Below are 19,828 nucleotides of genomic sequence, written 5' to 3' on the forward strand. Positions count from 1 at the left end.
GCTCAGACCACCTGTGGGGGAAAGACTGCGGCGTAGATCTGCGTGATCGCCACATTGACACCGAGCAGCATCACCATGGAGCTGACCACCGCCGAGTTCACCGCGTTGGCGACGCCACCGGGGCCGCCACGGGCGTTCAGACCGCAGTCACAGGCGATGATCGAGGCGAGCAGACCGAAGATCACCGACTTGAGCAGTGCCACCGCGAGGTCGCGGGTGACCGCGAACGAGGCGAAGGTGCTCATGTAGGAACCGGGGGTACCCGCCTGGGCGAAGATGTTGAACATGTAGCCGGTGATGAAGCCGACGAAGACGACGAAACCGCACAGCAGGAAGCTGACGAGCATCGCCGCGCCGAGCCGGGGGGCAACCAGCCTGCGCAGCGGATCGACGCCCATGACCTTCATCGCGTCGATCTCTTCGCGGATGGTGCGCGAGCCGAGGTCGGCGCAGACCGCCGAGCCGACCGCACCGGCGATCATGATCGAGGTGACCAGCGGTGCGCCCTGCTGGATGATGCCGAGGCCGTTGGCGGCGCCGATGAACGAGGTCGCACCGACCTGGCCCGCGACCGCGCCGACCTGGATGGACACGATCACGGCGATCGGGATGGCGACCAGCAGCGTCGGCGCGGCGGCGACGCCTGCCATGAACGCGCACTGACGGACGAATTCGTCGAAGGGGAAGCGCCTGCGGAAGATCGCGACGATCAGCTCCGTGACCGCTTCGATACCCATCGTGATCTGTCGACCGAAGGTCTCGAGTGACTTCTTCGGATGGTCGTCCCAAAGGCCCTTGGTCCGATCGACAGCTTCGCTGACTCGTGAACGGGCGGGCGGACTCTCGGTCGACTGCACTGCTAATACCCCTCTCGACGTCAGGTCATCTACACCCCGACGACTTGTTTGCTTGACGCACCTTACTACGGAGTAGCGCAGAACACACCACCGACATGTGAGCGCTGTCATAGACAGAGGTCACTGTCGCGAACAGCTATGAGTCCTGCCTGGTCGGACCATACAGCGCCTAATTGTCGCGGTGCGAGGATTGCGTCAGATGTCGTTTTCCATACGGATTCCCAGTACCAGCGGTCGCGCCAAATAAATATTGCGGAAAACTGTCATTCATAACGAACCGCACGTTCGAATACCCGAGCGAATCACAAGAACAACTCAAACTGGTCATTCGATCACTTATTTAATAGATAACCGCTATGACAAAGGAGTGTCGGGGCGTCGGGGCGCGCCCGGGACGGAATACAGGCACGATAGCCAGAGCGAATTGATATCGTGCGGACTTCCGACGTCTGGAGGGACATGTTCACCACACTCGCCAAGGTGGCCAACGCTGCCTTCGCCATCGCCCTCGGTGCCGCACTGCTCGGCACCGGCGCTGGCGCTTCGCAGGCACAGTCCGGCCCGCCGGTGCTCGGTGGCGGCTCCGGAATCGTCATCGACAGTATGTTCGAATGCACTCTCACCACCGTCGGCTACGACGGCGCGGGCAGACTCGTCGGCCTGACCGCGGGCCACTGCGGCGACGCGGGCGCCTCCGTCGCCGCCGAGTCCGACCGCGGATTCGGCGAGATCGGCCGGTTCGCCTACAGCAACAGCGACCTCGACTACGCGGTCATCCAGTTCACGCCGGGGCGGATCACCCCGGTCAACCGGATCGGCAACGTCACCATCACGGGTGTGGGCGGGCCCGCCCAGTTCCCGACGATCGTCTGTAAGGAAGGCCGGACCACCGGCAACACCTGCGGCATCACCTGGGGCGACGTCTTCCAGACCAATACCGAGACCTGGACGCAGATGTGTGTCGTCGAAGGCGATTCCGGCGCACCGGTCGTCGTCGGATCGACCCTGGTCGGCATGGTGAACGCCTACCTGGCCGTGGCCTGCTTCGGTCCCGAGGTCGGCACGAACATGAACTCGATCATGAACGACATCAATGCCCGCGGTGGCGTCGGATCAGGCTTCCGCCCGGTGTAATCGGCGGCCGGCGCCGCGGGTTCGCGGCCCCCTTGTCCCTCGCGTCCGAGGGCCGATACTGCGGCTTCGCCGTTCCGTCTCGGCCCTCGGACGCGAGGCGGGCCGCACACGTGGTGGTCAATGCCGATTCGGCGCGAGCGCAGGCCCGTCGGCACCGGCGCAGTGCGGCAGGCAGTCGACCCGGTCGGGCTCAGGCGTGCGGCGGGGCACCCGCAGCAGCACACCCGCGATGACCGCGCCGATCAGCAGCAGCACCGCGCACCAGCGCATCGCGGTGTCGAAACCGGCGGCGAAGGCGACCGGATCGCTGAAGGCGCCCGACAAACCGGCCAGCCCGGGCAGCGCGGCGACGGCGAGCAGCTGGGCGGTCCTGGCGACGGCATTGTTCACCCCGGACGCGATGCCCGCGTCGGCGACGGGCACGGCGGCCAGCACCGCACCGGTCAACGGCGCGACCAGGACCGACAGTCCGAGCCCGAAGACCAGCACGCCGGGCAGCACATCGGTGAGGTAGTTCGCGCCGGGCCCGACCCGTTGCAGCGCGAAGACACCGCCCGCGGCCAGCAGCGGACCGGCCGTCAGCGGAATCCGCGGCCCGTGCTGTTGCGCCCAGCGCCCCGCGGGCGCGGACAGCACGAGCATCAGCAGCGTGACCGGCAGACTCGCGGCACCCGACGCCATCGGCGAATACCCGGCGACCAGCTGCAACTGCAACACCAGCAGGAAGAAGACCCCGCCCAGCGCGGCGTAGACGAACAGGGTCACCAGGTTCGCAACGGTGAACACGCGCGAACCGAACAGCGACGGCGGTACCAGCGGATTCGGGCTGCGCAGCTCGACGACGACGAAACCGGCCAGCGCCACGACGCCGACGACCACCAGGGCGGGATAGCCGTCGATCAAGCCGAGCGTGAGCGTGCCGAGCGCGACGGCCACGATCACCGCGCCCGGCACATCGATGCGTGTCGGGGCGTCCGGATCACGGCTCTCCGGCACCGACCGGAGCGCGACGATCGCCACGACCAGCGCCAACGGCACATTGAGCAGGAAGATTGCGCGCCAGCCGACGAGATCGATGAGCCCGCCGCCGAGCAGCGGCCCGAACGCGCCGGCCACCCCGCCCAGGCCCGACCACAACCCGATCGCACTGCCCTGGTCGCGCTGATCGATGGACGCCGAGATCAGCGCGAGGCTGCCCGGCGTGAGCAACGCGCCCGCCACACCCTGCAGCAACCGGGCGACGACCAGCATCGCGATGTTCACCGAGACCGCGCACAGCAGCGAGGTGATCGCGAATCCGATGATCCCCCAGACGAAGACGCGCCGACGGCCGAGCCGGTCCCCGAGCGAGCCGCCGAGCAGGATGAACGAGGCGAGGGTGAGGGTGTAGCCGTTGACCGTCCACTGCAGCCCGGCGACGTCGGTGTGCAGCGATTCGCCGATGCGCGGCAGCGCGACCGAGACGACGGTGGCGTCCAGCGACGCCATCGAGGAGCCCAGGATGGTGGCCAGCAGGATCCACCGCCCCGTGGCTGAGTTCAGCCGAACCGTCCGGGTCGGGGACACCTCTCCAAACTAGCTGCCCCCGAGGCGCTTCGCGCGGGTTACAGACTCTCCACGCAGACCACGACGCGGCGCTCGGGGTATTTGAAGCCCGAGTCGGCGCTGTCGGGGCAGTCGTCGACGCTGTCGGTGTTGTTCTTGATCGTGACGACCTTGACCGGCTCGGAACCGGCTTCGCCACAGTCGATGCGCTTGGGTTCGTCACCGCCGACGTCCATGCAGCCGCCGACCACCCAGTCGATGTCGAGGCACAGCGCGCCGGTCTCGATGCCGTTGAGGGTCTCGGCGTAGAAGTTGTCGCGGTCGCCGACGCACCCGCTGCTGTTCTTGGCCTTACCGATGACCTTGTAGTTCGACGAGCGGCTGCCGCAGGACGCCTTGGTGATGGTGGCGTCGTCGACCGTGCCGCCGAGCGCGACGCAATCGCCGATGCTCGCCTGGAAATCGGTGCTGCCACCACGGCTCGAGGTGGGCGACGGTTTGCTCGTCGTCGGTTTACCCGAGGTGGGTTTGCCCGGCTTGGTGGTGGGCGAGGTGCCGGTGGCGGGAACGACGTCGATCGCCGGTTGTGCGTGGCCATCGATGGTGCCACCGCATCCGGTCGAGATGAACGCCGTCACCGTGATGGCGACGGCCCCGACGAGCCGGCCGATGGACAGGTCTGCAAACACCTACTGTGAATACACCACCGGAGCCACCGGCGTCGACTCGATCCCGGTGGCCGGGGCACTGGGCTACCCTTGGGATTCCGGCCCCCGGCCGACCCTGCATCAGGAGGTGAACCCGATGGTGACAGCAGCGGCGGGCGATTTCGGGCCCCTGACACATCCCGGCGGTAGGCCGCTCGCGGCGCCGCGGCAGATGCTGGTCGATCCGCGGTTCATCCGGTTGGCCGACCATTTCTTCGGATTGTTCCCGCAGCCCAACCGCGGCGGCGGCGCGCTGGCGATCTATCTGGACGGCAGGCCGGTCGTCGACATCTGGGCAGGCTGGGCCGCCAAGAATCAGCGCTGGAACGGCGAGAACGTCGCGCTCACCTTCTCCACCGGCAAGGGCGTCGCGGCGACGGTCATGCACCGGCTGGCCGAGCGCGGGCTCATCGACTACGAGGCGCCGGTCGCGCAGTACTGGCCGGAGTTCGCCGCGCACGGCAAGCACGACATCACCGTGCGCGATGTGCTCTCGCACCGCGCCGGCCTGCACCGGGTGCGCGGGCTGGTGCCGGGCCGCGAGGGGATTCTCGACTACGGCGCCGTGGTCACCGCGCTCGCCGAGAGTCCCGCCGATCCACGCCGGATCCGCACCTCGGGCTATCACGCGATCACCTTCGGCTGGCTGGTCGCCGAGATCGTGCAGCGGGTCACCGGGGAACCGTTCACCGAGGTACTCCAGCGCGAAGTGGCCGAGCCGCTCGGCACCGACGAGTTCTGGTACCAGGTCCCCGCCGCGCAGCGGCACCGGATCGCCAAGATCTTCCCGCACCTGGCGCCGCCGGGGATCCGCTGGAACACCGCGTCCTCGGTGCTGTCGTGGGTGCGGCCCGCGCGCGGGCTGGCCGAGGCGGGCATGCCGGAGAGTTTCGACGAGCTGGTCCGCGACCCGCGCGTGCACGACGCGGTGATGCCCGGCTGGAACGGTGTCTTCTCCGCGCGAGCGTTGGCCAGGATGTACGGCGCGCTCGCCAACGGCGGCGTCGTCTACGCGGGCGATGCCGAGAACCCGCCGCGACGGGGCAACCCGGCGGTCCAGTTCCTGCGGCCGGAGACGATCGAGACCGTCAACCGGACCCAGCAGACCGACAGCCGCGACTACGTCCTCGGCCTGCCGCTGCGCTTCACCCTCGGCTATCACCGGCCGGTGCTGATGACCAAACAGCAGCCGCGGCAGGCGTTCGGCCACTACGGAATCGGCGGTTCCGGCGCCTACGCCGACCCCGATCTGCGGATGTCGATCGCGTTCGTGACGAACCGGCTCGGCAATGCCGTCACCGCGCTCGGCGACGCGCGGCTGGCCAAACTGTCGGCGATCGCCCAGGGCACGGTCCGCAAATTCCGCGCCGAGCAGGAATAGCCGTTTCGAACCGGCCACCGGTGCGCGCCGTAGTACCGGACATGACAGCGCTGAGCCCGGCACCGGCGACGCCACGCTGGTCGCTGCTGCACGGGCTGGCAGCGGGCTGGGATTTCGAGGGCTACCTGCGGCGACGCGCCCGGCACGGCGATCCGTTCGCGGTCGGTTTCCCCGGCTTTCCACCCGTGCTGTTCACCGGGACGGCCGACGGCGCGCGTGAGCTGTTCCGCGCGCCGGTGGCGCTGGTCGAACCGCCATTGCCCAATCCGATCGAACCGATGGTCGGTGGGGCCTCGCTGATTCTGAGTTCCGGTGAGCGCCATCGCACCGACCGCGCGCTGCTCGCGCCCGCCCTGCACGCCCAGCGTGTGCGCGCGCTGGCGCACGTGATCAGGGACGCGACTCTCCGCGAGATCGATGGCGGCCCTGCGGGTTCCTGGCAGATCGGCAGCCGGATCGACGCGCTCGCCGCGGCACACAGCATCACGCTGCGGGTCATCCTGGCCGCCGCGTTCGGCACGGAGACCGACCATGAACCCGAATACGCCGGTGCCATAACCGATTTCCTCGCCACTTTCACCACGCCGTTGCTGGTCGCGCCCGTATTACGCCGTGGCATGGGCGGTTTCGGCCCGTGGCAGCGTTTCGTCGCGGCCCGAACGCGGCTGGACCGGCTGCTGCTGGCCGAGATCACCCGACGGCGGCGCGCGGGCGGCGCAGCGGCAGACGACCTGCTCGGGCTGCTGCTGAGCATCCGCTACGACGACGGCACCGTCCTCACCGACACCGAACTGTGCGAGCACTTGCGCGCCCTGCTCGTCGCCGGTCACGAGACGACCGCGACGACGCTGACCTGGGCGCTCTATCACCTGCACCGGGAGCCGGGCCTGCTGGCGCGGGTCACCGCCGAACTGGCGGCCGCGGGTGACGACCCGGCCGAGCAGGCCGCGCTGCCGCTGCTCGGCGCCGTCTGCCAGGAGACCCTGCGCCTGCATCCCCCGGTGCCCATCGTGCTGCGCATGCTCAGGGAGCCGTGGCGGTGGTGCGGGGTCGACGTGGCCGCCGGGCAGACGATCGGCCTCGCCGTCGGCGTGCTGCACAGTCAGCCGTCGGCCTGGCCCGCCCCGCGGCTGTTCCACCCCGACCGCTTCATCGACCGCAAGGTCTCGCCGTTCGAGTTCGCGCCGTTCGGTGGCGGGCATCGGCGCTGTATCGGCGTCACGCTGGCCGAATACGAGCTGCGCATCGTGCTGGCTACCCTCTTGACCGAGGTCCGGTTGTCCCTCGACCCCGGCCTTGCCCTGGGCAGGCGCCCACGGACCGTGCCGCGCAATATCGCCATCGCGCCTGATCGAGCGATCCACTTCACACGGATGGCGTGATTTCGGTCACCAGGTGTTTGAGGCTTACACGCGTGTGCTTCCGCCCTACTCGACATCACCGCTTCCGACTCGCCGGTGTGAGCGTGGCGTTTGACGAGAGCCGATGGATAACAACGCGTTATGTGACCTGAGTCACAGCGTTGCCGTTCCGTTATCGCCGTTCCACGCGGCTGGCACGTTGTCGCCTCGGACGGGTAGGAATGGACGGTCAGGGTCTTCCCGCGTCGTTACCCCGTGGAGACCCGTCGCGGACTCCGCGTCGATCACGAAGATCTCGCACCGCCGCAGGCGGAACGAGAGATGGAATGGACGAGAAACCTATGCACTACGAGGCAAATACGCAGCAATCGCGCTGGCTTCGCCGGGGCCTGCTGCTGTCGGCGGCGTTCGCGGCGACCGGCGCGCTGATCGCCGTCCCCGTGCAGGCCGAGCCGACCTTCCCGGGCTCCGGTTCCAGCCGGCCCGCGGTGGACGCGCCCGCCGCCCAGGCGCCGTTCGCGCCGCCGACCATCAATATCGCCGACGGCGAGACCGTCGGCGTCGCGCAGCCGATCATCATCACCTTCAAGGAGCCGGTCGACGACCGCGCGGCCGCCGAGCGGGCCATCAAGGTCACCTCGAGCCAGTCCGCGCCCGGCCACTTCTACTGGACCGGCGACAAGCAGGTGCGCTGGAAGCCCACCGACTTCTGGCCCGCCAACACCGACGTGACCGTCGCGGCCGGCGGCACCACCAGCGCGTTCCGCATCGGCGACGCGTTCATCGCCAGCGTCGACGACAACACCAAGATGATCACCGTGACGGTGAACGGTGAGGTCGTCCGCGAGATGCCGACCTCGCTGGGCAAGCGCGGCTACGAGACCCCCAACGGCACCTACATCGTGGGTGAGCGGTTCGAGAAGATGACGATGGACTCCTCGACCTACGGCGTGCCGGTCACCGACCCCGAGGGCTACAAGCTCGAGGTCGAGTACGCGACCCGCATCTCCAACAGCGGCATCTTCGTGCACGCCGCGCCGTGGTCGGTGGGCCAGCAGGGCTACTCCAACGCCAGCCACGGCTGCCTGAACGTGAGCACCGAGAACGCCAAGTGGTTCCTGGAGAACTCACGCCGCGGCGACGCGGTGATCGTCACCAACACCCAGGGCGGCACCCTGAGTTCCGGTGACGGACTGGGCGACTGGAACTGATTCGCTGAACAAAAGCCGAACAATACGATCAATGACGGTCGTGTTGTTCGGCTTTTTGCTGTATTCGGCCTTGTGCACCCGATATTCAGGGGATCGGTTTCGACAACTACCTCGAATGGTGGCAGCGCGAGGATTCGTGGAAGGTCGTCGGCAACACGGTGATCGTCACCGTCGCTGCGGTCGTGATGAGTTTGGCGCTCGGCCTGGCGCAGGCCCTGCTGCTTGACCGAAAACTGTTCGGGCGCAATGTTGTTCGATCGGCGATTTTTCCGCAGTTCGTAATCTCGGGCGCGGCGATCGGGGTCGCTTTCCCATTCATCTTCGATCCGAGTTTCGGTCTGGTACAAGAAGTGTTGCACGTTGATGGAAGCCGCCGAAATGGACGGCGCGCGAGCCGGTGGCCGAATTTCACGAAAGCGCTTCTGCAACAACTGCGTCCGACGACATTCTTCCTGTCGATCACCGTGCTGCGAATCCCGGTGCCGCGCACGCTGTCCGGCGAGACCGAGTGCGCTCTCAGGCAATCGCCTCAGCGCTGCGTTTGCCAATTGCCGCGCTGAGGGCGTCGAGTTCGGCCAGGATGTCGGTGGCGGCCCAGACTCGGTTGCGCTTGGATTCCGACAACACGTCGAGGACACCGGCTGTGGTGAGGCGGTCGAGAGCTCGATAGGTACTCGCCTCGGTGGTGCCGGTGAGGCGGTGGGCGGTTTCGATGTTGAGGATCGGGTTGTCCAGCAGGTTGGCCAGCAAGGTCTCGTCAGAGGAACCCGACCTCGGGCGGGCGATGTCGCGCCAGCGTTGTGGCAGCGCTGCCAGTGCGAGGGCCGAATCAACCGCGGCCGCACTGGAATGCATTGCGGCAAGCGCAACGTACTCCACGAAATCGTCTGCTCGCCCTGCTCGATAGGCCGTCAGCTGGGCGAAATACCGGGCCGTGTTCGCCAACATGACCGACGCCATCGGTATGGTGACCCGGCTGGTCAGGCCACGGTGCCGGAGGATCGCGCTGATGAGTGCGCGGCCGATGCGGCCGTTGCCGTCGACGAAGGGGTGGATCGACTCGAACTGGGCGTGCGCGATCGCGGCCTGAGCGAGAACCGGCAGGTCGCGGCGGCTCGCGAAGGCGAGCAGATCGTCCATGAGTTCAGAAACGAGTTCGGGTGGTGGAGGTACATACAGCGCGTCGATCGGGGTGTAGTCGCTGCCGCCGATCCAGTTCTGGACATCGCGGAAGCGGCCGGAATCCCTGGCCGCGTAATAGTCCGGAGCCATCAGTAGGCGATGGGCAGCCAGCAGATCATCGACCGTGGTCGGGCCTCTACCTGCCGCGTCGACCATTGCTGTCAGCGCCTGCACCGCGGCAAGCTGCGAGCGTGCCTCGTCGCTGGCCTTGGCGCCACCGATAGCCTTGCCGAACGCACGCCACCCCGCGTCGATGTGCTCGATCTTCGACGATGCGACGGATTCGCTGCGCAGCAGAAAATCGCCCAACGGTGCGAGGTACTGGCCATGGCCCGCTTCGAGCCTCGCCACCGCGATCACCGCGTTCTCGTGGGCTCGGGCTACCTTGCCCGTCGGGTCGCAATCGAGGTCGGCGATGCGCGGAGGAATCGCCACAGCGATCCGTTCGAGCGTCCGGTCGTCACGGGAACCCTGCCGATGACGTGGTGCCCATGCCCGCTCTTCGATGCGGTGCTTTGGCCATTTCATGGTCAATAGCGCCCGAAAAGTACAGCATCCATCCTCTTACTATACTTTAACTATGCCAAACGCGATCAATAACGATCGTAGTCGTGTTTGTTGCGACAACGCATAAGCCTCCGCGTGGAATCTACTGGCGTGTCTTTCGCCTGCGCGTGCGCTGATCGCGGGTCAATCCCGTTGGTGGACCGGGTTTTCCCTCGCCCGCGCCACCGCGGCGGCCACACCGTCGCGCCATACCGGGCCGTGACCGGGGAGCACGATGTCGGCCGGGACCGATTCCAGCGCCGCATAGCTGGCGATGGTGGCCGCGGTGTCGTGGTTGAAGAAATTCGGGAGTGGCTGGGGGCCTGTGATTTTCGAGGTGGGGTGGGCGGTGACCAGGGTGTCGCCGGTGGCGATGGCGCCTGCGCCGGGCAGGTGGAAGGCGGAGTGGCCCGAGGTGTGGCCGGGGCAGGGGATGGGGATGGGGTTGCCGGGGAAGTCCAGTGCGCCTTCGGTGGGGAAGGGCTGGATGTGGGGGACGGTGTTCTTGCGGAGGCCGCCCGCGGCGGTGATCCGGGCGGCCCAGGCGATCGTGTTGCGGTCGGTGAGGCGCTTGATCACGTCGAGGGGGGTGGCGGATTCGTGGCATTCGCCGCGGGCGTGCGCCACCTCGGTCGCGCTGGTGTAGGCGGGGATCGCGTAGCGGTGGTACAGGTGGTTCAGCGCGCCGACGTGGTCGAGGTGGGCGTGGGTGAGCAGGATGGCGACGACGTCCTCGGGGCGATGCCCGAGGTCGCGGATCGTCTGCTCGATGATCCGGGCGTCGCCGTACCAGCCCGCGTCGATCAGGGTGAGGTCGCGGCCGTCGCGCAGCAGGACCATGTTGACGTCGGTGCCACGAATCGTGAAGACGTCGTCGGCGACTTGCTGATAGCGCATCGCGGTCACCAGATCGTCACGCGCTCACCGGGAGCCAGGTAGAGCTGGTCGTCGGTCGTCACGTCGAAGGCCTCGTAGAAGCTGTCGATATTGCGCACGACCGCGTTGCACCGGAACTCCGGCGGGGAGTGCGGGTCGACGGCGAGGCGGCGGATCGCCTCCTCGGGGCGAGCTTTGGTGCGCCACACCTGTGCCCAGCCGTAGAAGACGCGCTGCAGGCCGGTGAGCTCGTCGATGACCGGCGGTTCGGCGCCGCCGAGCGAGATCTTGTACGCGGCCAGCGCGATCGACAGACCACCGAGGTCACCGATGTTCTCGCCGATCGTGAACTCGCCGTTGACGGTGTGCTCGTCGGCCAGGTCGGCGGGGGAGAGCACGTCGTACTGGTCGATCAGTGCCCTGGTGCGCTTGGCGAACTCGGCGCGGTCGGCGTCGGTCCACCAGTCCTTCATGTTGCCGTCGCCGTCGTACTTGGCGCCCTGATCGTCGAAACCGTGGCCGATCTCGTGGCCGATCACCGCGCCGATGCCGCCGTAGTTGGCCGCGTCGTCGGCATTCATGTCGAAGAACGGCGGGTGCAGGATCGCGGCGGGGAAGACGATCTCGTTCATGCCGGGGTTGTAGTAGGCGTTCACCGTCTGCGGGGTCATGAACCATTCGCCGCGGTCGACCTCGCCACCCAGTTTGCCCAGGTCACGGTCGTGGTCGGCGGCGTAGCCGCGCCGGTAGTTGCCGACCAGGTCGGCCGGGTCGACCTCGACCGCGGAGTAGTCGCGCCAGGTGTCGGGGTAGCCGATCTTGGGGGTGAACTTCTCCAGCTTGGTCAGCGCCGCGGCACGGGTGTCGGGACCCATCCACTCGAGGTCGGTGATATTGCGGCGGTAGGCCTCCTGCAGATTGGCAACCAGCTCGACCATGCGCGCCTTGGCCTGTGGCGGAAAGTGCTTGGCCACATAGAGTTTGCCGACCGCCTCGCCGAGCAGCTCCTGCACCAGCGACACACCGCGCTTCCAGCGCTCCCGGTTCTCCGGCGCGCCGGTGAGGACGCGGCCGTAGAAGTCGAAGTTCTCGGCGACGATGTCCTCGGTCAGGTACGGCGCCCTGGCTCGCAGCACCTGCCAGACCGCCCAGTCCTGCCAGTCCGCCTGCGGTACAGCGGCCCACGCCTGCGCGAAGGCGCGCACGTAGTCGGGCTGGCGCACCACGAGCTCGGCGAACAGCTCCGCGCCGCCGCGCTCGAGTCCGGCGGCGACTGCCTCGACCCAGGCGGCCCAATCGAATTCGGGATTCTCGGCGGCGAGCGCGACGAAAGTGGTGAGGTTGTAGCTCTTCTCGGCGTCGCGACGGCGCACCACGTCCCAATGGCCCGCGGCGAGTGTGCGTTCCAGCTCGAACACGCGGCGGGCGGCGTCGGCCGGGTCGGCGGGCAGCAGCCCGGCCAGTGCCGGGTCGGCGGCGGCGATGGTGAACATCTTCGTGAGATGGGCCTGGTAAGCGTCGCGGATCTCGGCGAACTCGTCCGAGCGGTAGTACGACTCGTCCGGCAGGCCGATCCCCGACTGGGTGGCGTGCACCAGGTAGCGGGTGGAGTCCTTGTCGTCGGTGTCGACGTAGTAGCCGAGCGCGCCGCGCACCCCGGTGCGCTGCAACCGGCCGAGCAGCGCGGCGAACGCGCTCGGGCCGTCGATCTCGGCGATCTCGCGCAGCTCGGCGGCGACAGGGGTTAACCCGGCCGCGGCCACGGTGTCGGTGTCCATGAAGCTCGAGTACAGATCACCGATCTTGCGGGCATCGGCGTCCTCGGACGCGCCTGCCGCGCTGTCCTGGATGATCGCCTGCACGTGGAGCTCGGCCTGGTCGTACAACGTCCGGAACGCGCCGTCGACCGCGCGGTCGGCCGGAATCTCGTACCCGGCCAGCCACTGCCCGTTGACATGCGCGAACAGATCGTCCTGCACCCGCACCTCCTGGTCGCGGAAGGACAGGTCGATACCGGAAGGACTGCTCAGGTCGGAAGTCACGCGCTCCAGTATGCCGACAACCGCCGACACGTGCGGCCGCTTGTAGGGCATGATCAGGGCTCTCGCGTGTCGGACGAGGTGGTTGGGCTCCTGGGCGTGCGAAGGGTCCGGCGGATGGCGCTGCGGAGCCAGTGGTGGGCTCCATCGGCTGTGTGTCGCGGGTGCCAGGCCATGCTGAGGGTCAGTGGCGGCAGCGCCAGGGGGATGTCGAGGAGGCGCAGTCCGAGGGCGGTCGCGTCGTCGGTGAGGGGCGACGGGTCGGCACCGGGGAGTGCGGCAGGGACAAGGCAGACGATGTCGCTGCGGGCGGCGAGGGTCATGGCGGCCAGGTGGCTGGGGAGGACGACGCTGACCCGCCGTTGGAGGTTCTGCTCGGCCAGTGCGGTGTCGAGCGGGCCGGTGAACCGGCCGCGTCGGCTGACCACGACGTGTTGGGCGGCAGCGAGCCGGGCCGGGGTCAAGGTTTCTTCGGTGAGGTGATGGCCGGGCCGGACGGCCGCCACCATGCGCAGACTGACCAGTTCCTCGACCCGGGTTTCGGGGTCTACGTGGTCGATGGCTCCGATCTCCAGATCGATCCGGCCCTCGCGGAGTGCAGATCCGGCCTCCAGCTCTTCGGCCCGGAGCCGGAACGAGACCCCCGGCGCCTCCCGCTGGGCCAGTTGCAGCAGCCGGGGGACCAGTGCCGCGCCGACCAGGTCGGCGGTCTGGAGGGTGAAGGTGCTGCTCAGGCCGGCGGGGTCGACGCCAGTGCCGGGACTGAGCAGTGCGCCGAGACTGCGCACCACCGCGGCGGCTTCGTCGCGCAGGGCCTGGGCACGCGGTGTGGGGACCATGGTCTGTCCGGCCCGGACCAGGAGGGGATCTTGGAGGATCCGGCGCAGGCGGGCGAGGGTGCGGCTCATGGCGGCGGGCGACGTGTGCAGGCGGGCGGCGGCGCGGGTGACGCTGTGCTCGGCCAGCAGGGCGTCCAGCGCGATGGCGAGATTGGCGTCGATGACCGGATCCGGGCTGTTCACCAGCGTTATTCCATTTCAGTCAATGATTCAGTGCTGAAGTTCCCATTGTGGCAACGCCTGGCTCTCCGCAGGATGACGGGTGTACCGATCCACCACGACCCGCGAGGCTTTCATGATCGTTATTACTGCTCCCACTGGGAACATCGGCCGTCTCCTGCTCTCCGAGCTCCTGGAGTCCGCCCCCGCCGCAGGTGAGGAACTGCGGGTGATCGTGCGCGATCCCGCGCGGCTCCCGGGCGCGGCGCGCGGACGCGTCGAGGTGATCACCGGATCGCATGGAGACGCCATGGTCTTAGACCGGGCCTTCGAGGGCGCGGACGCCGTCTTCTGGCTCGTCCCCCCGGACGCCTCCCAGACCCCGCACGACGGCTACAGCGGCTTCACCCGCCCCGCCGTGCAGGCACTCGCCGCCCACGGCGTCGGCCATGTCGTCGGAGTGTCCGCGCTCGGCCGCGGTACCCCGGTCGCCGACCGCGCCGGCCTGGTCACCGCCTCCCTCGCCATGGACGACCTCATCGCAGGCACCGGCGTCGCCTACCGGGCACTAGCCAACCCGTCCTTCTTCGAGAACCTCCTGGAAGAGGTCGACTCGATCCGCGACAAGGGCGTGTTCACCGACGTCGTCGCCGCCGACCGCAAAGCCCCCCTCGTCGCTGTCACCGACATCGCCGCCGTCGCCGCCGGCCTGCTGCTGGACCGCTCGTGGACCGGCACCGACAGCGTCCCCGTCCTCGGGCCGCAGGACCTGTCCCCCAACGACATGGCTCGCATCATGACCGAACAGCTCGGCCGTCCGGTCCGCTACGAACGCCAGTCGCTCGACGAGCTGCACACCACCCTCGTCGGCTATGGCCTCGACGAGGAGTTCGTCCAGGGTGTCGTCGACATGAAGCGGGCCAAGGACCAGGGCCTCGACGCCGGAGTCACCCGCACCCCGGACACCGCGTCCCCCACCAGCTTCGAGCAGTGGTGCGCCCAGACCCTCATGCCCGCTGTCCGCTCCTGAGTTGCCCGGACCCATGCTGCCCAGCGCATCTATACCTTTGGAGGAACCCTGATGCCCGCTGAAAGAACCGAACCACCGGTCACGGCGTTCATACTCGTCAAGACCACACCCGAGTGGCTCGCTCTAACCGTCCAGGAACGTGTGGACGCCTTCACCACCCAGGTCCTGCCGGCCATCGAGGCCAAGACCACCGGCGTACGGTCACGCTTCTACGACACCGAGTTCTACTCCGCACGCGTCACCGACATCTGGGTATGGGAAGCAGAAGACCACCACGCCTACCAGCTCCTCATCGACGCACTGCGCGAAACCCCGTTCTGGGACCGCTACTTCGAGGTCGTCGACCTCCTCGTCGGCACCGAGAACGGCTACGCCCGAACCTACGGCCTCGAACCTCTCGCCACCATCACCACCTGAACCCCGGCGAGCCCCTACACTGCTCGCCGCGGGCGGGCTAGACGCAGACGAACTCGTCGTCGCGAACACCGGCCACGAAGGCCTCCCACTCACCGGCGGTGAAACGGAGCAGGACATCGTCGTGGCGGAGGGTGGCCGAGCCGTCGGCGGCGACGTGGGCGACCAGGTCGGGGTGGCGGCGGGTGCTCAGCAGGCAGTGCAGGAACGCGGTCCACAGCTCGGTGCCGACGGTGATGATGGGCTCGTCCAGACCGACGTTCATCGGATTGCGACGGAATTTGCTGTCACGTATCTGAACCGTGTCACCATCGAAACGGACCTCGACACATTGGTTGCCGTTATTGGAGCGCGACGAGGTGAACCAGCCGTGATCGGCCGGGCGGCGACGAGCGGTGGTGGACATGACCCGAATCTTACACGCTCGCATAGTCGCTGATCAGGGCCAGAGATTCGGTGCGCGAGAGGGATTGCTCCCTGGCGCGCAGGTAGGCGAAGCCGAGATCCCGGACCTGTTCGGGGTCGTCGACCGGGCCGCCGAAGACGGCGCTCTCGGCCCACGCGAAGGTAGGTAGCTGATCGCTTGCGAAGTCGAGCAGATGGAAGCTGGAGCCACCGAGGACCGCCCCCTCGGGCGCACTGAACGGGATGACGCGCACGTCGACGGTGTCGAGTTCGCGCATCAGGTCGGCGAGCCGGCGCAGCTGCCCGCGCAGCACGTCGGGGCCGCCCGTCTGCTGACGCAGTGTGGCCTCCCCGAGGACCGCGGTGAGCTCGAGCGGATCGGGCCCGCGCAGGCGCTGCTGACGGCGCATCCTGATCGAGACCAACTGGTCGACCTGCACCGGCCGGATCATCACATCGGCGCTGATCAGGGCACGTGCGTACGCCTCGGTCTGGAGCAGGCCGGGCACGATCAGGCTGTCGTAACTGCGGATGCTCAGCGCGCCCGCCTCCATGCCGTAGAGGCGCTGCAACTCGGGACCGATCAGCGCCGACGAGGTCGACCACCAGCCGCGCTGCTTGCTCGTCTCGAGCAGGGCGAGCAGTTCCCTGCGTTCATCGGCGGGGACGTCGAGCACGTCGAGGACCGGTTCGATGGTGGTGCGGGTGAGCACCCGCCTGCCCTTCTCGACATGGGACCAGTTGGCAGGGGTGAACCCGACCCGACGGGCGAAGCCGGCCGAGTCGAAGCCGCGCTGCTCGCGCAGTTCACGCAGGCGCAGCACCAGTTCCCAGCGCGCCGCCGTCGGTGAAACGGGTGCCATGGGCGAATATCGTACGCCGATCGACACGCCAGCTACTGACTATTGTCAGCGTGGTTGTGCGGCATTAGGCTGTTGCGAACGGCATATTTCCCCTGGTACCGGCCGTTATGAAAAAGTTTCCCGCTTTACCCGGTTCGTGATGCAGAGTTCCTCCCCGATCGAGCGAATCCACAGCTACATCGAGTCACCGTCGACAGAGACGAGGTCGTGATGAGCACGTCGCGCACTGATGACAAAGGCGGGTATACCGCGGCCGAGGAATACTCGGCCACCCAGGATGCGCTGGCGCGCTGTCGTCACTATCGCAAGCACAACGGCCTCTACGGCGTGGTCGACTCCTCGATGGGCCGCATCATGCTGGAAATCGGCGCGGTCGGCGCCGTGGTCATGCCGTCGACGCTGGGTGAGCGGGTGCGCGGCCTGCTGATCGGGCGCGGCCAGCGCTGTGGGCCGATCATCGCCCATCCCCGCTCCGGCCGCTGGACCTTCCTCACCGGCCCCACCGACAATTCCTATCTCGACACCGTGCTGTTCGCCGAGCTGTTCCGGGTGTGTGCCTCGGTGGCCCTCCCCGGCAGCGAGATCGTGCTGCCCTCACCCTCCGACGAACGCAGCGGCTACCGCACCTGGACGCAGGAGCCGGACGGCGACTACCGGCCGGACTTCGCCCAGATCGTCGCCGCCACCCGCACCAACGCGCGGTCGGCGGTGCTGCTGGCCGAACCCGGCTCGGCCTGAGGTCACTGCCCGCCCAGGCGCGCGTGCATCTCCCACACCAGCACCTCGGCGTCGCCGTGCGGGCGCACCAGCTGGCCGCCGGAGCGGGTCAACCGGACCGCGTCACCCTGGGACAGGGTGCCGATTCCCTCCATGTCGACCTCGCCGCGCGCCACGAAGACATGCAGGTAGGGGGCATCGGGGAGGGTGACACCCGGACTGTCGGCCTGCATCCGCGCGACATGCATGGCGGCGTGCGAGGAATTGATCGCGATGGCGGTGCGATCGCGGTAGCGGGGTAGCCCCGAGGCGACCGTCACCAGGCCGCCGCGCGCCAGTTCGTCGTCGATCTCGAGCTGCTGATAGCCCGGGTCGACGCCCGGCTCGTCGGGCACCACCCACATCTGGACGAAATGCACCGGTTCGTCGTGCTCGGGAAGCTTGCCGTCCAGGCGCCACGAGTCGTTCTTCTCCGAGTGCATGATCCCGGTGCCCGCGCTCATCCGCTGCGCCAGGCCCGGGTAGATGATGCCGTTGTGGCCGAGTGAATCCTGGTGCACCAGGCTGCCGCCGAGCACCCAGGTGACGATCTCCATGTCCCGGTGCGGGTGCGTGTCGAAGCCCTCACCGGGCAGCACCACGTCCTCGTTGTTCACCAGCAGCAGGCCGTGATGGGTGTTGTCGGGGTCGTAGTGCTCCCCGAAGGAGAACGAATGCTTGGAATCGAGCCAGGAGATCCGCGTCTTCATCCGGTCACCGCCGCGATGTAGTTCGATCCGCGGTGTCGTCGATGTGGACATGACGTTCCTCCTGCTCGCACCCGTACCGCCGCCTCAATTCTGGCACCACTATCCTCACGAGGTGTCGACTGATCGCCATGACGGCTCGAATCCGGCAGGTGAGCGGCCGATGTCGATGCGAAACTTGCTCCGCGAGAGCCGCGGTGTGCTCCGGCGGAATCCGCAGATGCCGCGGCTGGCGCTGCTGCGGTTCGCGGCCCAGTTCGGTGACGGGATGTTCCAGGCCGCGCTGTCGGGCGCCATCCTGTTCAACCCGGAACGCGAGACCGATCCGCTGGCGATCGCCGCCGGTTTCGCGGTCCTGCTGCTGCCCTACTCGGTGCTCGGGCCCTATGCGGGCGCGCTGCTGGACCGGTGGGATCGGCGCAACGTCCTGCTGACCGCCAGCGCGGCCAGGGCGGTACTGATCGGCCTGGCCGCGATCGGGCTGTCGGTGGGGATCGGGGAGACGCCGCTGTTGCTGCTGGCGCTCGCGACCGTGGGAATCAGCCGGTTCGTGCTGGCCGGTGTCTCGGCGGCGCTGCCCCGGGTGCTCGAACAGCGGTGGCTGGTGCCGATGAACTCGGTGCTGGCGACGGTGGCCTCGGTGTGCGCGGGCATCGGCGCCGCCGCGGCGGTGGCGGTGATCGCGCTGATCGGGGCAGGCGATGCCGCCTCGGCGGTGGCGGTGGCGCTCAGTGGCATCGGCTCGGTCCTCGGCGCGGTACTTGCCTTCGGGTTCCGGCGCCGTGTGCTCGGGCCCGAAAGTGGTTCGGCCACTTCGGAGAGCACGGTGCACGCCATCGCGACCGGCCTGCGCACCGGCGCGGTCGCGGTGTGGCGATCGGTGCAGGTGACGACGGCGATGATCGGCATCGGCGCGCACCGCATCGTCTTCGGGATGAACACCTTGATCATGGTGCTGGTGCTGCGCCAGCCCACCGGCGACAACGAAATGAGCGGTGGCCTGGTCGGATTCGGTGTCGCGATCGGTTTCGCCGCGGCGGGCATGCTGCTCGCCGCGATCCTGACGCCGGTGCTCATCCCGCGACTCGGCAGGCCGCGCACCGTGCTGCTCGGGCTGACGACCGCGGTCGCCGTGCAGTTGACGCTGGTGACCCCGATCGCGCTGGCGACCGGTGCGGCCGTCGACAACGCGCACCGGCTGCTGCTCGCCGGCGCGTTCGGGCTCGGCCTGGCGGGCCAGACGATCAAACTGACCGGCGACGCGAGCATGCAGATCGACATCGACGACGACCAGCGCGGCCAGGTGTTCGCCCTGCAGGACACGGTTTTCAACATGACCTTCGTGCTGGCGATCGCGGTGACCGCGCTGGTGATTCCCGCCGACGGCCGCTCGATCGGGGTGGTGCTGGCGGGCGCGGCCGTCTACACGTTCGGCATCGTGGCGATCGCGCTCAATTCCCGTCGAGCCAGGGCGGCCGGCTGAGCGGACTCGCCGGTTCCTGCGCGAGCACCGCTCGGTGGTCGACGGCGAACAGCGGGATGTCCGGCAGCAAGGCCGAATCGAGAGCGGCGGCGCCGTCGCGATCCCAGGGGGTCTCGTCGTCGCTCGTGTCACTGTCGAAGTCGAGCCATAGCGTGTCGGCGAGGCCGGTGCCGGCCAGTTCGGCCTGTCCCGGCCAGTCGTGCACGATGCCGTCGCCGGTTCCGAGGACGTACTCGATTTCGTTCACATAGTGATTGGACGCACGGAAACCCGGTTCGGTTCCGGTAAGTTCATGGTCGAGTCGGTGGTATTTGTTTGTTCGTTCGGATATCC

General features: G+C 68.0%; 19 protein-coding genes and 1 pseudogene. 9 read left to right on the top strand and 11 right to left on the bottom strand.

Annotation, left to right across the window (positions count from 1 at the left end; translation table 11 throughout):
• Positions 1-2: 2 nt before the first annotated feature.
• Positions 3-857, bottom strand: a complete 855-nt coding sequence (locus tag ACFVAV_RS16000; protein WP_379035543.1) for an MlaE family ABC transporter permease — start codon at positions 855-857, stop codon at positions 3-5.
• A 459-nt stretch (positions 858-1,316) separates the two neighbouring features.
• Between ACFVAV_RS16000 and ACFVAV_RS16005 the strand changes: the two genes are divergently transcribed.
• Positions 1,317-1,991 (top strand): S1 family peptidase, encoded by a 675-nt coding sequence (locus ACFVAV_RS16005; protein ID WP_379035545.1) that lies wholly within the window; start codon positions 1,317-1,319, stop codon positions 1,989-1,991.
• Between the two features lie 117 nt (positions 1,992-2,108).
• Here the strand turns inward: ACFVAV_RS16005 and ACFVAV_RS16010 are convergent, their stop codons facing one another.
• The gene (locus ACFVAV_RS16010) at positions 2,109-3,557 is read right to left on the bottom strand and encodes an MFS transporter (protein ID WP_379035547.1); all 1,449 of its coding nucleotides are present in this window, start codon (positions 3,555-3,557) and stop codon (positions 2,109-2,111) included.
• 38 nt (positions 3,558-3,595) lie between these two features.
• Positions 3,596-4,225, bottom strand: a complete 630-nt coding sequence (locus ACFVAV_RS16015) for a hypothetical protein (RefSeq protein WP_379035549.1) — start codon at positions 4,223-4,225, stop codon at positions 3,596-3,598.
• 190 nt (positions 4,226-4,415) lie between these two features.
• Here ACFVAV_RS16015 and ACFVAV_RS16020 point away from each other — a divergent pair, with 190 nt between their 5' ends.
• The 4 genes and pseudogenes from ACFVAV_RS16020 to ACFVAV_RS16035 all read left to right on the top strand — a co-directional run.
• The gene (locus ACFVAV_RS16020; RefSeq protein ID WP_379035937.1) at positions 4,416-5,624 is read left to right on the top strand and encodes a serine hydrolase domain-containing protein; all 1,209 of its coding nucleotides are present in this window, start codon (positions 4,416-4,418) and stop codon (positions 5,622-5,624) included.
• Positions 5,625-5,665: 41 nt separating this feature from the next.
• On the top strand, positions 5,666-7,006 hold the full coding sequence (locus ACFVAV_RS16025; protein ID WP_379035552.1) for a cytochrome P450: 1,341 nt from the start codon (positions 5,666-5,668) through the stop codon (positions 7,004-7,006).
• 305 nt (positions 7,007-7,311) lie between these two features.
• Positions 7,312-8,196: a L,D-transpeptidase gene (locus ACFVAV_RS16030; protein WP_379035554.1), complete on the top strand. Its 885-nt coding sequence runs from the start codon at positions 7,312-7,314 to the stop codon at positions 8,194-8,196.
• Between the two features lie 92 nt (positions 8,197-8,288).
• Positions 8,289-8,666: pseudogene (locus ACFVAV_RS16035) on the top strand (sugar ABC transporter permease); the annotation flags it as partial.
• Positions 8,667-8,712: 46 nt separating this feature from the next.
• Here the strand turns inward: ACFVAV_RS16035 and ACFVAV_RS16040 are convergent.
• From ACFVAV_RS16040 to ACFVAV_RS16055, 4 genes are all read right to left on the bottom strand, one after another.
• On the bottom strand, positions 8,713-9,906 hold the full coding sequence (locus ACFVAV_RS16040; protein WP_379035556.1) for a Fic family protein: 1,194 nt from the start codon (positions 9,904-9,906) through the stop codon (positions 8,713-8,715).
• A gap of 162 nt (positions 9,907-10,068) precedes the next feature.
• Positions 10,069-10,821 (bottom strand): MBL fold metallo-hydrolase, encoded by a 753-nt coding sequence (locus ACFVAV_RS16045; protein ID WP_379035558.1) that lies wholly within the window; start codon positions 10,819-10,821, stop codon positions 10,069-10,071.
• 5 nt (positions 10,822-10,826) lie between these two features.
• The gene (locus tag ACFVAV_RS16050) at positions 10,827-12,842 is read right to left on the bottom strand and encodes a M13 family metallopeptidase (protein ID WP_379035560.1); all 2,016 of its coding nucleotides are present in this window, start codon (positions 12,840-12,842) and stop codon (positions 10,827-10,829) included.
• A 53-nt stretch (positions 12,843-12,895) separates the two neighbouring features.
• Positions 12,896-13,861, bottom strand: a complete 966-nt coding sequence (locus tag ACFVAV_RS16055) for a LysR family transcriptional regulator (RefSeq protein WP_379035562.1) — start codon at positions 13,859-13,861, stop codon at positions 12,896-12,898.
• A gap of 112 nt (positions 13,862-13,973) precedes the next feature.
• Between ACFVAV_RS16055 and ACFVAV_RS16060 the strand changes: the two genes are divergently transcribed.
• Positions 13,974-14,867: an NAD(P)H-binding protein gene (locus ACFVAV_RS16060; protein WP_379035565.1), complete on the top strand. Its 894-nt coding sequence runs from the start codon at positions 13,974-13,976 to the stop codon at positions 14,865-14,867.
• 51 nt (positions 14,868-14,918) lie between these two features.
• The gene (locus tag ACFVAV_RS16065) at positions 14,919-15,284 is read left to right on the top strand and encodes a darcynin family protein (RefSeq protein WP_379035567.1); all 366 of its coding nucleotides are present in this window, start codon (positions 14,919-14,921) and stop codon (positions 15,282-15,284) included.
• A 37-nt stretch (positions 15,285-15,321) separates the two neighbouring features.
• Here ACFVAV_RS16065 and ACFVAV_RS16070 read toward each other — a convergent pair whose 3' ends face one another.
• Complete coding sequence (locus ACFVAV_RS16070; protein ID WP_379035569.1) at positions 15,322-15,687, bottom strand: DUF397 domain-containing protein; 366 nt, start codon at positions 15,685-15,687, stop codon at positions 15,322-15,324.
• 10 nt (positions 15,688-15,697) lie between these two features.
• Entirely contained in the window at positions 15,698-16,549 is an 852-nt protein-coding gene (locus ACFVAV_RS16075; protein ID WP_379035571.1) for a helix-turn-helix domain-containing protein, read from the bottom strand.
• Between the two features lie 210 nt (positions 16,550-16,759).
• Between ACFVAV_RS16075 and ACFVAV_RS16080 the strand changes: the two genes are divergently transcribed.
• Positions 16,760-17,287, top strand: a complete 528-nt coding sequence (locus ACFVAV_RS16080; RefSeq protein WP_379035573.1) for a hypothetical protein — start codon at positions 16,760-16,762, stop codon at positions 17,285-17,287.
• 2 nt (positions 17,288-17,289) lie between these two features.
• Here ACFVAV_RS16080 and ACFVAV_RS16085 read toward each other — a convergent pair whose 3' ends face one another.
• Positions 17,290-18,066 (bottom strand): pirin family protein, encoded by a 777-nt coding sequence (locus tag ACFVAV_RS16085; protein WP_379035575.1) that lies wholly within the window; start codon positions 18,064-18,066, stop codon positions 17,290-17,292.
• Positions 18,067-18,181: 115 nt separating this feature from the next.
• Here ACFVAV_RS16085 and ACFVAV_RS16090 point away from each other — a divergent pair, with 115 nt between their 5' ends.
• Positions 18,182-19,495 (top strand): MFS transporter, encoded by a 1,314-nt coding sequence (locus ACFVAV_RS16090; RefSeq protein WP_379035938.1) that lies wholly within the window; start codon positions 18,182-18,184, stop codon positions 19,493-19,495.
• Here the strand turns inward: ACFVAV_RS16090 and ACFVAV_RS16095 are convergent.
• Positions 19,464-19,742 carry a hypothetical protein gene (locus ACFVAV_RS16095; RefSeq protein ID WP_379035577.1) on the bottom strand — a complete coding sequence of 93 codons (279 nt, stop codon included), beginning with the start codon at positions 19,740-19,742 and terminating at the stop codon, positions 19,464-19,466. The two genes, ACFVAV_RS16090 and ACFVAV_RS16095, sit on opposite strands and share 32 nt — an antisense overlap.
• Between the last annotated feature and the right edge of the window lie 86 nt (positions 19,743-19,828).

It is taken from the genome of Nocardia sp. NPDC057663, from assembly GCF_042799895.1.
Classification (GTDB): domain Bacteria; phylum Actinomycetota; class Actinomycetes; order Mycobacteriales; family Mycobacteriaceae; genus Nocardia.

Excerpts from the sequence above, each read along its gene's own strand:
- ACFVAV_RS16085 (WP_379035575.1), bottom strand. The coding sequence starts at position 18,066 with ATGTCCACATCGACGACACCGCGGATCGAACTACATCGCGGCGGTGAC.
- ACFVAV_RS16070 (WP_379035569.1), bottom strand. The coding sequence starts at position 15,687 with ATGTCCACCACCGCTCGTCGCCGCCCGGCCGATCACGGCTGGTTCACC.
- ACFVAV_RS16040 (WP_379035556.1), bottom strand. The coding sequence starts at position 9,906 with ATGAAATGGCCAAAGCACCGCATCGAAGAGCGGGCATGGGCACCACGT.
- ACFVAV_RS16080 (WP_379035573.1), top strand. The coding sequence starts at position 16,760 with ATGAGCACGTCGCGCACTGATGACAAAGGCGGGTATACCGCGGCCGAG.
- ACFVAV_RS16045 (WP_379035558.1), bottom strand. The coding sequence starts at position 10,821 with ATGCGCTATCAGCAAGTCGCCGACGACGTCTTCACGATTCGTGGCACC.
- ACFVAV_RS16090 (WP_379035938.1), top strand. The coding sequence starts at position 18,182 with ATGCGAAACTTGCTCCGCGAGAGCCGCGGTGTGCTCCGGCGGAATCCG.
- ACFVAV_RS16060 (WP_379035565.1), top strand. The coding sequence starts at position 13,974 with ATGATCGTTATTACTGCTCCCACTGGGAACATCGGCCGTCTCCTGCTC.
- ACFVAV_RS16020 (WP_379035937.1), top strand. The coding sequence starts at position 4,416 with ATGCTGGTCGATCCGCGGTTCATCCGGTTGGCCGACCATTTCTTCGGA.
- ACFVAV_RS16005 (WP_379035545.1), top strand. The coding sequence starts at position 1,317 with ATGTTCACCACACTCGCCAAGGTGGCCAACGCTGCCTTCGCCATCGCC.
- ACFVAV_RS16065 (WP_379035567.1), top strand. The coding sequence starts at position 14,919 with ATGCCCGCTGAAAGAACCGAACCACCGGTCACGGCGTTCATACTCGTC.
- ACFVAV_RS16030 (WP_379035554.1), top strand. The coding sequence starts at position 7,312 with ATGGACGAGAAACCTATGCACTACGAGGCAAATACGCAGCAATCGCGC.
- ACFVAV_RS16075 (WP_379035571.1), bottom strand. The coding sequence starts at position 16,549 with ATGGCACCCGTTTCACCGACGGCGGCGCGCTGGGAACTGGTGCTGCGC.
- ACFVAV_RS16025 (WP_379035552.1), top strand. The coding sequence starts at position 5,666 with ATGACAGCGCTGAGCCCGGCACCGGCGACGCCACGCTGGTCGCTGCTG.